At 66.7% G+C, this 13660-nt stretch carries 11 protein-coding genes; 3 read left to right on the top strand and 8 right to left on the bottom strand.

The genetic code is table 11. From position 1 onward, the window contains the following. Positions 1–25 precede the first annotated feature (25 nt). Together ABFP37_RS06305 and ABFP37_RS06300 are read left to right on the top strand one after the other, a co-directional pair. Positions 26–646: an L-threonylcarbamoyladenylate synthase gene (locus ABFP37_RS06305; protein WP_078029329.1), complete on the top strand. Its 621-nt coding sequence runs from the start codon at positions 26–28 to the stop codon at positions 644–646. Between the two features lie 129 nt (positions 647–775). Beyond that, complete coding sequence (locus ABFP37_RS06300) at positions 776–3733, top strand: BTAD domain-containing putative transcriptional regulator (protein WP_347033046.1); 2958 nt, start codon at positions 776–778, stop codon at positions 3731–3733. Positions 3734–3739: 6 nt separating this feature from the next. On the opposite strand, the gene ABFP37_RS06295 is transcribed toward ABFP37_RS06300, so the two are convergent. The 8 genes from ABFP37_RS06295 to ABFP37_RS06260 all read right to left on the bottom strand — a co-directional run bounded on the left by ABFP37_RS06295 (position 3740) and on the right by ABFP37_RS06260 (position 11904). Then, on the bottom strand, positions 3740–4255 hold the full coding sequence (locus tag ABFP37_RS06295) for a hypothetical protein (protein WP_347033045.1): 516 nt from the start codon (positions 4253–4255) through the stop codon (positions 3740–3742). 721 nt (positions 4256–4976) lie between these two features. After that, positions 4977–5546 carry a phage tail protein I gene (locus ABFP37_RS06290; RefSeq protein WP_347033044.1) on the bottom strand — a complete coding sequence of 190 codons (570 nt, stop codon included), beginning with the start codon at positions 5544–5546 and terminating at the stop codon, positions 4977–4979. A 1-nt stretch (position 5547) separates the two neighbouring features. Further along, positions 5548–7497, bottom strand: coding sequence for a putative baseplate assembly protein (locus ABFP37_RS06285; protein ID WP_347033043.1), 1950 nt, complete (start codon positions 7495–7497; stop codon positions 5548–5550). After that, positions 7497–7910: a GPW/gp25 family protein gene (locus tag ABFP37_RS06280; RefSeq protein ID WP_347033042.1), complete on the bottom strand. Its 414-nt coding sequence runs from the start codon at positions 7908–7910 to the stop codon at positions 7497–7499. The genes ABFP37_RS06285 and ABFP37_RS06280 overlap by 1 nt, the downstream gene beginning before the upstream one ends. Positions 7911–7948: 38 nt before the next feature. Beyond that, complete coding sequence (locus tag ABFP37_RS06275) at positions 7949–9769, bottom strand: VgrG-related protein (RefSeq protein WP_347033041.1); 1821 nt, start codon at positions 9767–9769, stop codon at positions 7949–7951. Next, the gene (locus tag ABFP37_RS06270; protein WP_347033040.1) at positions 9759–10607 is read right to left on the bottom strand and encodes a hypothetical protein; all 849 of its coding nucleotides are present in this window, start codon (positions 10605–10607) and stop codon (positions 9759–9761) included. Before ABFP37_RS06270 ends, ABFP37_RS06275 begins: the two co-directional genes overlap by 11 nt. A gap of 15 nt (positions 10608–10622) precedes the next feature. Further along, complete coding sequence (locus ABFP37_RS06265; protein ID WP_104139117.1) at positions 10623–11057, bottom strand: phage tail protein; 435 nt, start codon at positions 11055–11057, stop codon at positions 10623–10625. Positions 11058–11064: 7 nt separating this feature from the next. Continuing rightward, positions 11065–11904, bottom strand: a complete 840-nt coding sequence (locus tag ABFP37_RS06260; protein ID WP_347033039.1) for a hypothetical protein — start codon at positions 11902–11904, stop codon at positions 11065–11067. A 1555-nt stretch (positions 11905–13459) separates the two neighbouring features. Here ABFP37_RS06260 and ABFP37_RS06255 point away from each other — a divergent pair. Further along, the gene (locus ABFP37_RS06255; RefSeq protein ID WP_347033038.1) at positions 13460–13588 is read left to right on the top strand and encodes a hypothetical protein; all 129 of its coding nucleotides are present in this window, start codon (positions 13460–13462) and stop codon (positions 13586–13588) included. Positions 13589–13660 lie beyond the last annotated feature (72 nt).

Below are 13660 nucleotides of genomic sequence, written 5' to 3'. Positions count from 1 at the left end.
CGCTGCTGGGCCGTAGGCTCGTGGCATGGCGAGATTCTTTGATGTTCACCCCGAGGACCCACAGCCGCGCGCGATTTCGCAAATCGTGGATCTCCTTCATTCGGGCGGCCTGATCGCCTACCCCACGGACTCGTGCTACGCCCTCGGCGCGCAACTGGGCAACAAGGAGGCGCTGGACCGGATCCGGACCATCCGCCAGCTGGACAGCAAGCACCACTTCACGCTGGTCTGCCGCGACTTCGCCCAGCTGGGGCAGTTCGTGAACATCGGCAACGATGTGTTCCGCAGCATCAAATCCGTGACGCCGGGCAGCTACACCTTCATCCTGCCGGCCACCAAGGAAGTGCCCCGAAGGCTCCTGCATCCGAAGAAGAAAACCGTGGGCGTGCGTATCCCGGACCACAACTTCGTGCAGGCCCTCCTGGCCGAGCTGGGGGAACCGCTGCTGTCCAGCACGCTGCTGCTGCCGGACGAGGAGGATCCGCTCACGCAGGGCTGGGAAATCAAGGAGCGGCTTGACCACGTGGTGGACGCCGTCGTCGATTCCGGCGACTGCGGCGCGGAGCCGACCACCGTGGTCGACTTTTCCAGCGGCGTGGCCGAGGTGGTGCGCCGGGGAACCGGCGATCCGTCGCGGTTTGAATAGGGCAGTTTCGGCCGGGCAGTTTCGGCGCGCGGGGTGATGAAAGCCGCGTAGTACTGGTTGGCTTCGACGGGAGGCCTTTACACTGTAATCCACGCTGGGAGCCAAACCCTTCCGTGGAAGCAGGACAGCATGGCAATGACGCCGCAGGGACTCTGCACCACAGCCCCGCCTGTGACAGGGCTGGTGCGACACCGGCTGATTCATGCAATTCGTGGGCCCGCGGAAGCACGGCTCGGGCTGGTTATTGCGCCCCCGGGAACGGGCAAAACCACCCTCCTCTCACACTGGGCCGCCCAGGAGCGCGCCACAGTGGGCTGGTACCGGGCAAAATCCCATGACGTAAAGGCCGGCCAGATGCTTGCCCGATTCGCCACAGCACTCGCAACGGCTGTCGGAGGTGAACGTGCTCGCTCCGTCCCGGAGCTCGCCACGATGGCAGGCCGGCTGGTAAGTCCCGTCTACTTCGTCGTGGACGACCTTCAGGAGTTAGCCAACACGTCCGCGGAGTCAGAACTGGAGCAGCTGCTTTCCCTCGGTTCTCCGCATTTGCACTTTCTCATAGGCAGCCGGCGGCCCCCGTCCTTCAACCTCGCCCGCTCCGAGCTTCCGGCGTATGTCACCGTGGACGGCGACGACTTGCGCTTCCGGGCGCCTGAAGTGGAGCAGCTGTTCCGAATCACGTACAAACAGCCGCTTAGCCCGGCCGGTGTTTTCAATCTGACAGACAGGACCGACGGCTGGGCGGCTGCCCTCCACCTTTTCCACGTCGCAGCGAAGAACCGTTCTTCGGTGGAACGGCGCCGAGCTGCGGAATCACTTGGCCCGGCATCAAGCTATGCAAGGGACTACTTGACCCGCCATTTCCTGGCCGGCATCTCCCAAGGCATGGAAAGGGTGCTTCGCCACACCTGCCTCCTGGAACTGCTGACTCCGTCCCGTTGTGATTCGATTCTCGGCACCGGCGACAGCACACTGATACTTCACGAGCTCGAAAAGCTCGGAATAGTGATCAGCGATGACGGCGGAACATCGTTCCGGCTACCGGAAGTACTGCGCCAGCACTTGATTGCCGCTCTCGGCGAGGCCGGTCAGGAGTTGCCCGAGGATATCCGGCGCCGCACAGCAGCGGTCCTGGAGCAGGACGGAGAGGAATGTGCCGCGTTGCGGGTGCTGGCCGACGGCCAGGACTGGGGGCACGTTCGGGAAACAATGGTCCGTGCCGGGCAGCGGACGTACCTTCCCGGCGCATGCCGGTGGGCAGCAACAGCCCCGGAATCCTTGGTCCGGGAGGATGCTCTTTTTGCGTTAGCCGCGGCGCGGCACTTGCTGGATGACGGGTGCGCGGCCGCTGCCTACAGGACCGCGGCTCAAATTCCCAGGCTAACCCGTGATGCGGATCTGCTCAGGACTGCCCGGAACCTGCAGCTCACGGCGGCCGTTTGGGCTGGCGACGCGCCGGCAACGGGACCGGGCCCGGCGGGCGTCCTCCGGGCCGCTAGCCACGGAAGCCCTGGGTCAGTCGCTCGGGCCCTGCACGATCACCGACGGGCGCAGGACGGTCTTGCCAAAGGCCTTTCGCTCCTGCTCGCAGGTGATCAACGCGGCGCGCTACCGTTCCTGAGACGCTGTGCAGAGCGCCCGGACGATGACACGCTGGCGGGCCTTGCAGCACAACTTGCGTTGGCGGTTTTCGGCCCTGAATCGTCAACATTGGGACTCAACGGGCCTGCTGACGACGTCGATGCTGTTCAACGACAGGCCGAACGACTCGGGTTCACCTGGCTTGCCCGCCTGGCACGGGGCGTCCAGGCGGCCCATTTTGGGAAGGCCGGCAGTCAGGACGCCGTGCAATCGGCGCTGGAAACTTGCGAGCTGCGCGGCGACGAGTGGGGCGCTGCACTCATCGCCGCAGCTGCCGCACTCATGTGGTTGCGCGCCGGGAGGTCAGACTACAGCGCCTTCGAATCCCTCGCAGTGCGGTTCCGCAGGCTGGACGCCGGTGCACTTGAAGCCTGGGCCCAGTCGGCTCAAGCGCTGGTCGGCGCAGCGCAGGACCTGCCAGGGGCGGCCGACGACGCGCTGGCTGCAGAATCCTTTGCCCGGACTGCGGGCGTGCCGGGGGCGCTCGCCGTCGCATACGCCGCCCTGGCCCAAGTCCGGCCGGAGCACGCCGCGGAAATCATGCAGGTCGCTGCCGAAACCGCCAGGTCGGCCGGTTTCGTTTGCCGTCCGTGGACGTGGACGGGTACCGCAGCAAGGAGTGAACCGCCAGCCCTCCCGGGCATTCGCTCTGGAGGCGCACCGGTGACGATCCGGCCTGTTGCAGTTTCCGTCGTGGCGGCCCTGCCGGCCCTCGACGTCCGGTGTTTCGGCGGATTTTCGGTCCGGGCCAACGCAGTCAGCGTTGACTTGTCGACGGTGCGCCCCCAAGCACGCACTGTATTGCGCATCCTCGCCCTCCATGCAGGACGCCCGGTGCACCGGGACCGCCTCGCCGGGGAACTGTGGGCGGACCTCGACAGCCCATCGGCCCTGCACAATCTCCAGGTCAGCGTCTCGAATCTTCGTCGGGCACTTCAGCCGGAAGGACCCGCGGAAAGCCGCCAGCTCATCAGGCGGCAGGGAGAGGCCTATGCCTTGGTTCTCGACGGCGGATCAACCTTTGATCTCTCCGATTTTGACCGGGCAGTTCACGATGCGTCCATAGCTAGATCCACAGGGGATCGTGACGAAGCAGCAGCGAGGCTGAGGCGGGCAGTTGAACTGTACGCAGGCGAAGTTCTGCCCGAGGACGGTCCTGCAGAGTGGGTGACGGATACACGAGAACGTTACCGGATCCGGGCAGCGGAGGCAGCTGCCGCGCTGGCCAGTCTTGAACTCTCGTTGGGTGACGCCGCAGCAGCAGCCGCGGCGGCCACGAGAAGTGTTGAAATCGACCCGTGGCGGGACGAGTCTTGGCGGACTCTCATCGGGATCTACCGTTCTTCCGGCGATCCGGCTGCAGCGGAGCATGCAGAGCGGCGGTACCGCGGCATGCTGAGCGCGTTGGGAGTACCGCCCAACGCGGGACTCCACCCGCGGTCCTGACAGCTATTACCGTTTCGAAAATTGCACCCCGGCGATGGACACGGATTTAGCTGTGGCACTGGTCGGTTCCACTATGGTCAGCCGAACCGCTTCCACGTTGTCCGCTCCCACATAGTAGCCGTGCCTTTGCGTGTCAGCCGGCACATCAACCTGGGGGAAGTTCTGATACGTCCCTTCCTTGGCACCCTTATGATGCACGGATATGAGAACTTTCGACGGCCGCTGTTCCTCGCGTGAGGCCAGTGGTTCCGGCTTCAGCCCTGTGATGAACACATAGACAAGACGAGTTGGCCCCGCGAATGTAGCCTCAAGGAAGTTAGAGTGCTCACCGTCTTTGAGTTTTCCCGCCCATGAGGTGTTCGAGAATCCGTCGTTGGCAAGCTCGGGATCCTTGGTGGAATCCGATGCAGTCATTTTCAGGTCGCCAACCGGACCATCGAAAAGTTCGTCCAGGACACGCTGCGGCGCACCTCCAATCGAGTCTCTGTTGGCGTAGGCCCCGCCGCCCAACAGCCCCAGCACCGCAACCGAAGCTGCGGATCGCGTCGGGAAACGCCTTGACTTCCATCTGGGCCGAGTGCCCGCCGGTAGGGCCCTCCCTTCCGGCCGCCTAAACAGCCTCCTCCACCAGGACAGCCGGGGAACTTCCGAAACGTCAGTACCCGGGTCCACTGCGAGGCTGGCCGCACAGCGCCGGCAGAAACTTCGATCAGCCTGGTTTCCGGTCCCGCACGTTGCGCAGACCAGCTCGCCAGCGGCCGTGGAAGCGTCACTGTCCGTAGGAAGTACACGCGGGGCGCTGGCGACCCGTTGGCCCGGCTTCACGGCAGCCGGCTCGACATCCATGACGGCCACCGTGTCGCCCTTGTTTCCATCACCGACGGGATCCCGCCTGGATTCCTGCCCTCCCCCGCCGGGTGCGCTGTCGGCCCGGACTGTGCCGCTCTGGCCGGGGTTTCCGGTGCCGGCGGCGCTCCGTCTTCCGAGTGGCGTTCGCTGCCGAGGTTCGGCCGACTCGCCCGCCGTCGGGACCGGAGGCACGGTTACCTGGGGCAGCTCCGCCGTGTCCGGCCGCGGCCCCGGCGGCGTATTCGGCCCGGGTCCGGAGGTGGCGGCCTGCGGTCTATCGACGGCGCCGGCGGGCGGACGCTGCCATTCGAGGTAGGCGCCGCAGTTGGTGCAGAAACTCTCGCCGTCGTCGTTGCGCGCACTGCAATCTCCGCAGATTAGCACCGCCTGCTCCTCAGGAATCGTCGGAGTAACGAACAGCCGAGGTGAGGACCTCGACGGTGTGGGGAACATGGGCTGGCTTCACCGAGCTGATGATGCCCTCCAGCCGTGCCAGGCTGACTGCCTCGACGGCGGCGGCGTACACCGTGACGTGCAGGTGTGCAGTGGCCTGGCCCGGCAACTCCGCGCCCGGGGATTGGGACCAGGCAGCGCCGCCACTGTCCTCAATCCGCACGTCCCGGACACCGCTGACGGCAAGTCGCACGGCATCGGCCAGACCAGGGAGCGTGCCGCGCCGCCTGTGAATTGTTGCGGCGTGGGCAATCACGTCCCGCCGCTGAGCCGTGGACCAGGAATCATTCACCCTCACGCCAACCCAGTCGGCCAGCCAGTCCAGAAAATCTTCGGGGGCCAAGCGCGGATCCAGGTAGCATGCCAGGCCGTCCAACGTAGTGAACACGGGAGCAAGGGCGTCGTCGAAGGCCAGCAGGAACCGCTGGAGGAAGGCGTCCTCCTGCAGGACCGCCGGAAGGCGGGTGGCCAACGGAACGGCACTGCCCAGCCCGTCCACCATGCCGCGCATCTCAGACCCCTTCCGAAACGCGGACTTGGTGATCGAACGAAAAGACCAGCGCGTTCCGGTTCACGTCGATGCGCTGCTGTGGTTCGCCGCGCTTCCCCGTCAGCGGATCAGCGGCGAAAACGCGGACGTCGTCGACGATCTCGGTCCCGGCCAGGCCCTGAAGGACGGCGTGCACTTCGCCGCCATGCACGGGACGGCCGAACGGCCACCCTTCGCCGTCGGGACCGCCCCTGATCGGGTCGAAGTAGCTGTAGAGTGCCCGCAGGGCGTCTGCACGCAGACGCCCCGGTGAGACCCGTGGACGGGCTGTCAGCTGCGCAACGACGGTCACGCCCCGGTAGAAAGGCGGCTCCACGAGCACCCGCGCCCCGACGGGCCGGCGCTGGTCCAGGTAGGCGGCAACCTCGGCGAGAGTCTCGGCATCCGGGACCAGATCACTGAACGTCAGCCGGTTGTTCTTGTCCGGAACCGCCGCCGGAACAACCAGGATCCTTACGCCCCCTGCCTCTTCGGGGGTAACCGCCGGAATGCAACGGACGCGTGCGATGTCCGGGGCGGCACGCTTCGCGAGCTGTTCATAGTCCTCGGCGGTGATGGCCCGGTCCCGGGTGCGCAGCGCGAGGGGTCCGCGCTCCTTCGCCTGCTCGATGGTTTCCCCGGCAACCCCGCCGTGTGCGGCGCGACGGTTCTCCACGCTGTTGACAAAGGGAATGGAGGAGCGCAACACGGACAGCGCCCGGGCAGCAACGTTTCCCCGGGGGCCCCCGCCCGTTCGGTAGTTCGGAACGCGTATCGGGCTGCCGGCAGGCGGCACGGCACCGTAGCTCCGGAGGGAACCGTCTGGCTCCCGCACGGCTGGGGGAAAGCGCAGGATGCCTGACGTGCGGTCCAGCACCACAACACGGTCGTCAGGAGCTGACCCGGCGAACGAGTCCGCCTCGGTCCAGGTCTCCCAGCCGGAGCCTCCGGCGACCTCCACGATGAAATCGTCCCCGCCGGGCAGCACGGGACGGCGGCCCAGTTCGAAAGACTGCCCGGGAACGCCTTCAGACATCCCCACGACTTCGTCATAGATCGTTTCCGCGTGGATCGCGGGAACGGAGCCGCCTATCGTAAAGGCGCTAGCAGAACTCACGGTCGGAGAAGCGCTGTACGACGGATAGCCGGGCAGCGGCTCCACCACACGGCAACGAAGCCAGCCTGCCCGCGTGCCGCCCTGAACAGACGACGCATGCCGATGCGGCAAATGGATCACCACGTCACCGGGCCGGTTCAGGCCTCCGGTACCGTCGCTGTCCAGATCACACGGGACCCAGGAGCTGCCGTCCCAGGCCTCCCACACCAACGGGGGGTGGCTGGGGTTTACACCCACGCCGCGGACCTCGCACTCGAACCGCAGCACCACGGCACATGAGGGCGCCGCGTCATTCAGACCCAGCAACAATGCGTCGCCGGGCACGGGCGGTGTTCCGAAGCACGGGAAGCTGCCGTCGCCGTGCAATGCTTCGGTGCGCGGCACCGCTGCGCCGCCGTCCAGTTGGGCCAGAACATGTGCCAGCCGGCGCGGCGGCACCGTCAGCTCGCGCGTCGTCGCGAAAACAACTGCCTCTTCCTCCTCGGTGCGCCGCGTCGAAGCCTCGGCCCCGCTCGGGATGACGACGGCGTCCGGTTGCGGAGCGGACAACCTCATCAGGAGCTCGACGGACGCCGCCGTCGGCGGGTGAAGAGTCACCCCGAGAAGCTCCAGAAAGGCGACGTAAAGGCGGTCGGGTACGCGGTTCAGCCGGTAGAAGAGCTCGTCCACCATGAAGGCGAAAGTCTCAATGAGGGTTACGCCCGGATCGGAGACGTTGTGGTCAGTCCACTCGGGGCAATAGTGCGCCACCATGCGCTTGGCGTCGTCCACCAGGTCCTGGAAGCGGCGGTCATCAAGATTGGGTGAAGGGAGCATTACGACGCGGCCTCCTCGCCGTTGCGCGGAATGACATAGAAGGGGAAGACCAGGTTGCGCGGATCGTTGGTGCCCCTGATCGTGTACTGCACGTCGATGAGAAGCAACCCCGCGTCCGCGCCGTCGAAGTTGACGATCACGTTCTCAAGGGTGATCCGGGGCTCCCAGCGGTCCAGGGCCACGCGCACGGCATAGGCGATGTCTCCGGCCGTTGCTGCGTCCGCGGGCGCGAAGACGTAATCGTGGACTGAGCAGCCGAACTCCGGCCGCATGGGCCGCTCTCCCGGGGATGTTGCCAGGATGAGGTGGATGCTCTCCTCAATTTCGCGCTGGTCACGGACCAGCGCAATGCTGCCGGTCCGGTCGGTCCGCAGCGGGAATGCCCACCCGGCGCCTATGAACTCCTGCCCCACCTCGTTGCCTCCTGTCGTTGTCCGGCCCCGGGCCCGACTCAGTTGATCCGGACCAGACCGCCCTTGACGGTGGTCGTCGCGCCGCCGGAGAGTTCCGCCGTCGCGTCCCCCGCCACCTTGACGCCCGGGGCCTTCAGTTCGGCCGATGCACTGCCGGAGATCTTCACCGTGGCACCCTTCAGCTCGAGCTCCGTGAGGGCTTCCACCGTCACTTTCTTGCCTTTGATGGTCACCGAGCCGGCCGACGTCGTTACGGCGACGTCCTTCTTGGCTGTCACGTTGACCGGTCCTTCCGAAAGAATCTCAATTGCGGCGTCCGGTTTCTGAACGAGCGAGATCCTCTGTTTGCCGCCGCTCGTGCTCACCGTCAGCTGTTCGCCGTCCGGGGATTCGAGGAACTCCACAAGCATTCCGGTGCGCGAGACGAAGGCGCGCCGCGTGACGGCGCCGTCGGTCGAGCCCACGTGGTCCGCCCAGGGTTTGCCCGGTTGGTCCTGGCCGTTGTAGAGTCCGCCGAGCACGAACGGCTGCTGGAAGCTGCCGTGGCCGAAGGCCACCAGCACCTCGTCTCCCACTTCAGGGAGGACGACGGCTCCCCGCGAGGCCCCCGCCCCGGCTTGGACGGTGCGGGCCCACCAGCTTTCGTAGTTGTCGGACAGCACCGGGAATTTCACCTTGACCCTGCCTTGGTTTTCCGGGTCCTTCGCCGCCGTGACGACGGCATTGACCACTCCCGGCACGGCGTCACGGCTGTTGCCGCCGGCGGCTACCCCGTAGAGGGAGCGCTCGGATTCGTGGCTGACGGCGAATGTTGTGAGGTACCCGGTATCCGGGCTGAACTCGTGGCGGGATGAGCTGAGCGTGTACTGGCCGTCGAATGGCTTGCCGACGCCCTTGAGCACCACGGCGGTGCCGGCCCGCAGCTTGGGGTTGCCCCGGGCCAGGCCTTCCACTTCGGCGAAGGCACCGCCGATGCGGGAGGCGATGGAGGCTGCCGCCGCATCGCATTGTGCCGCCTGGTCAAAAGCCGTTGGAGGAGCAACGTACCGTGGGCTTCCGAACTTCTTGGCGAGGGCGGCGGGGTCCACATCCGGCAGCTTGGCGCTGCGGGTCTGCGCCTGTGCGACCGACACTATCGGCTTTTTTGCGGCGACGTCCCAGCCCCGGACTTCGACGTCGGGGACCTGATCCGCGGAAGTGATTGTGCCGCGCAGCGCTACGAGGTTGACCCCGCGCTCAAGGACCAGAGGGTCCTCCTTTGCCCCGCCGGCGCCTGCGGGCGCCGTCGCTGAGTCCGTCGACGGCGTGAAGTGCAGTTCTCCGCCGGACACGGAAAGGACCACCCCCGATTCCACGGCGAGCCGGTGCAGGAAGTCCCAGTCGCTGATGCCGTCCTGCGCCACATGCTGGAGGACGGGGCCCTTCGCGGCGATGGTGCCCGCCTTGATGCCCGCGCGCTGGGCCACCTTTCGGACGATGTCCGCGGCTGTGCTCTGAAGGTACGCTTCAACGCGCCGTCCGCGGAACAGCCGGTGGGAGTGATCCAGGCCCCGGACGATTGTGTACAGGCCTTCGTGGTCCATTTCTGTTTCCAGTGCCGTTACTTCACCGGAGAGCAGCGGGACGGGACCTCCCGGGCCACTCTGTTGCACGGACAGCTTCACGGGTACACCGATGCTGAAACCGGCCTTCTCCAGGACCGTGGAGTATTCATCGCTGAAGCGGAGCAGGAAGAGGTCCGGAACGTTGCTGCTGTCATCGACATAGCCAGCCACCAGCCGCGCGGCAACATCCGGCGGGAGCGGCCTGCCGGCCACCTCCACCAGCAGCATGTTGCTGAACTCCTCGCTATGCGCCACGGACCACCTCCCGCACCCGCCCGGCGGCGTTGGCCACGATTCCGGACGGCAGCTCGTCCACGGCGGGCAGCATGACGGAGTTGCCGGGCCGCAGCCGCATGGGGTCGTCGATGCCGTTCGCAGCAGCCACCGCCCGCCACAGGGACGCATCTCCGTATTCGCGGTACGCGATCCCGGCCAGGGTGTCCCCCTCCACCAGCACATGGAGCCGCCGCGGCACCAGCCCGCCCGAACTGGGGTTCTGCTTGGGCGGGTCTCCGGATATTTCTTCGAGCGTGACGGTACACGTGGCACGGACGGGCAGTCCTGCGGCCGTGAAGAGCGTGTACTTGACCTGAACGCTGGATACGTAAGCAAGGAAGCCAGTGAGCTTGCCCCATCGGAACAGCACCCAGGGAGGCGAGCCCTTGTTCTGCTTGAGCGACGCATCGGTGGGCGCACAGCACGCGAACAGCTTCTCGACACGCTGGACCACCGCGTCATCCTGCTTCCCCGAGGCGTCAAAGAACATTTCCAAGGCCAGTTTGGAGGGCATCGGGCCCTTGTATTGGGGCGCACCGGCCTTCCCGTTGGCCTTGGCCGTTTGGCGCGCCCAGGATGCGGACTTCCCCATGGTGAGTTCTTTGGGGTTGAACTGGAAGTCGATTCGCCCGAACTGCGGGCCGGGTTTGTCGAGCGACCCGTCTTTGGATGGTTCAAACAGCTCCAGGTACGCGTGCGAGAGTTTGAGCGCCTCTTCGCCGCCGCGCCCGGACGTACCGGCGGCAGCGGCAGCCGCCGCAGGACTGGCGGCTCCGGCCGCACCCTTGGCCGGCGCCGGGACTGCAACTGTGGTCACGTCAGGTTCCTTCCGTCAGCGCAGTTTCGAGACAAAACCATGGTGGGCGATCTCAAGGGTTTCCATGATGACCTTCGGCTGGTCGGGGTTGAAGGAGGGCCCCTTCCACCGCACGGGAACGACGTCGTAAAGTTCCCAACCGGCGATTTTGGTGCCGTTGCCCGTCATCGCCTCGATGATGCCGGTGCAGCGGGTGTAGCCGGAGGCCATGTCGGCGAACCACTTGGCGATCTTCTCCGTGTCCTTCCCCAAGGGCCTGGTCAGCGTGATGTTCGGATACTTGAGCCGGGTGGGCAGCTGCCAGATGAAGGCGTTGTTGCCGCCCTCCTCCCGGGATTCAATGACCACTTCGCAGCCAAGTCCCTCGCAGGTGGAAAACGTTCCCAGGTCCGCGTTGTCCAGAGCGACGATGTATTGGACGCTGACAGCGGTGGCGACATCCTCCAGCATGGTTTCCTCAATTCGAATCGGTGCGCAGGCCGCGGCGCTCGCGGTCAAGCAGCATCTCGGCCTTGATGCGGCGGATCAGCGGCCCGGCAAGCCGCTTGGCAAGCTCCTCCAGCTGATCGGGGGTTGCGGTGCCTGGCACGCCGGACGCCCCCGCGGACCGTTCGGGTGCTGCCGGAGCGGGCCCTGCGGGAGACTCATGCCTGTCGGCCTCGGCGGCGGGAGAAATCTCTGGCGGAGCGGGCGCTGGTGCGGCCTCAGGCAGGGCGGCCACGTCCGGCGTCCCGGGCAGGCCGTCCCTCTGGACTGCGCCGTTGAAAGCCTGACCTGGGTTGGCCAATCCATCCACCACCGGCTCCGCGGCCGGGGCAAGAGTCAGGACGACGGGGTTCTGGGCAGTCGAATGAACCGCGGGTTGACCAGGCGTTCCGGGGAGATCCGCCGCTACGGGATGGAGGGCTGCACGGACCGGAACGGATCCCCGTAAGGCGGCGAGACGTTGGAGGGCCGGCGCAACGGTGTCCGGCGAGCGGTTGCGTGCTCGGGTGCCGGGGAAGGGCATTCCGGGTGCAGGAGGTCCGTCCGGGGCATGCGCTGCCGGCGTGTCCAGAGTGAGGGTCCGCTGGATGACGCTTCCGACGGCGGCACTCGGGGCGGGCGGTTCGGTCACCTCCCGCAGATCGGGGCCGCCGCCGTAGTCTGGTTCGGTTTCGAGGGCCGGCCCGGTTTGGTAGCCAGTACCGGCATCAGGCGGGAAGTCTGTGGACATCCGGCTCGGTTCGCCTCCGCCCGTGGCGTCGGTGGCGCTGTCCGCGCCGGTTCCGCCGGTCGTGTTTCCACGGAAGGCCATGGAAGCGGCGGTGCCGGCGCCAGCTTGGAAAGCCGGTCGAGTATCCCCAGCCGGCAGTTGCTGAACGGCCGGGGGCATCGCCGTCATACGTTGCCAGGTTAGGGGCGTGGAACCTGGGGTAACCGGCCGCGTCGCGCGCACGTCGGCAGTGCCCGCCCGTGCAGCAGACCAAGGAGCCGCCGCGTCACCTACTGCCTGATCCGCACGCTGGATCGTCGCGCCGGACAGCGCTTCCGACTGCGTTGGATCCGTGGATTCCAATCCCTGCGTCGCTCCGGTTCCGACTGGCGGTGTGCCGTTAGCGCCGGGGCCCCTCCCGGCTGTGGCTGTGCCTTCTGGAATCGGGAAAGCACGGGTAACGGCCGGCCAGCCGTGCCCGGTGTCCCTTTGGACGGCGATATCTCCACGAACGATGCCGGCTTGGACGGGCACCCCGCTTTGCGCGGAGAACCCGTCCGCCCTCTCGTCGCGGCTGAGGACTGATGTCTCGTCGGCCGCGGATGTACTGGGCAGGTCTGGTCCTCTGGCCGCGGCGGCCGGCCCGGAATCGTCCGCCGAAATCTCGTGGTGCGGATCGTCGGGCTGAAGCAGTGAGGCAGCAGTCTCCGGGAGTGTTGGCCCGCCGTCGTTCTCCGGGTTCTTCTCGGCCTTCAGCCGGGATACGACGGGAAGGTCCGCACCCCTTTCTGTAGAGCTCAGGAGGGTGATCCTCTCCCGGCCGGAATCTTCCGACGGCGGCGTTGGAGCCGCAGGTAAAGCGTCCGACAGCAAAGGCGCCGATGACTCCCCTGCCGGCGATGGCTGCTGCTCCGCGGTGCCTTGGTCTTCCGGGGCCGTGGCTCCATTTTGCGAGCCATTGACGGCTTCCGTGGTCTCGGTAGCGGGGCTTTCCAGGAACGTCCTGGACACGGTCGGAACCGACGCTGGCGGGGTGGCGACGTCCGCACCTGAACCGGCCACGGCGCCTGGACCGCTGGCAGATGCCAGGTTGGCCGCGGACGGCGGGGGTACCGTGCCGGCGGGCGGCAGCGGTGCTTCCATCCGCTGTACAGGCCAGTGAGGTTCTGCCACGTCCGATACCCGGGGTACGGGGTGCTCGGAAGGTGCGGGTTGGGAAAACGACAAAGGGCGCCCCAGCCCGAGCCGGCTCGGATAGGTAAACGGCGTTGTCTCCCTGTGTGCCGGTGGTGAGTCCGGCCCGCGGTCCGTGGCTCGCTGGACGGCAGGAGAGGCAGGCAGAGGCACGTAGGTAGTATTTCCGTCGGACGCGCTGCCCACAGAGTCGGGCCGCGTCGGAGCCAAAGTGTCCCATCCCGACGTAGGCCATTCAGCGGTTTGCGATGCGCCGGAAGCAGTTTCACCCGGCTCCCCCTCCGGAGGTGCAATTTGCGCAGACTCCGCGGTCTGAGGCCGGACGGTCTGAGGCTGGGCGGCCTGAGATTGCGGGGACGACGATTGAGCGTCGACCCCCGAACGCTGCACCGGTGCTGTGGGCGGCATGGGCTCCTGGGGCCCGTTGGGAGGCCCGTGAGTGGTCAAAAGTGATTGATTCGACGTGGTCTGCAAGTCCGGCTTCGGCTGGAAGTCCACCTCCGCCGTCTGCATCGCCGTCGGCGTCGGAACCGCTTCGACGTGCAGCACCCCAACGTCGTCCGGGGCTGCCGTCGCCGAAGACGCTTCGTAGGGAGCGTCCGCCGCGGACGAGGTGCGCTGCACCGCCGTCGGAAGTCCGCCCGCCGGACGAGAGCGGGCCGGC

Source organism: Burkholderia sp. RS01 (assembly GCF_039748055.1).
GTDB lineage: Bacteria > Actinomycetota > Actinomycetes > Actinomycetales > Micrococcaceae > Arthrobacter.
This window is presented reverse-complemented; position numbering and strand designations above follow the sequence as displayed.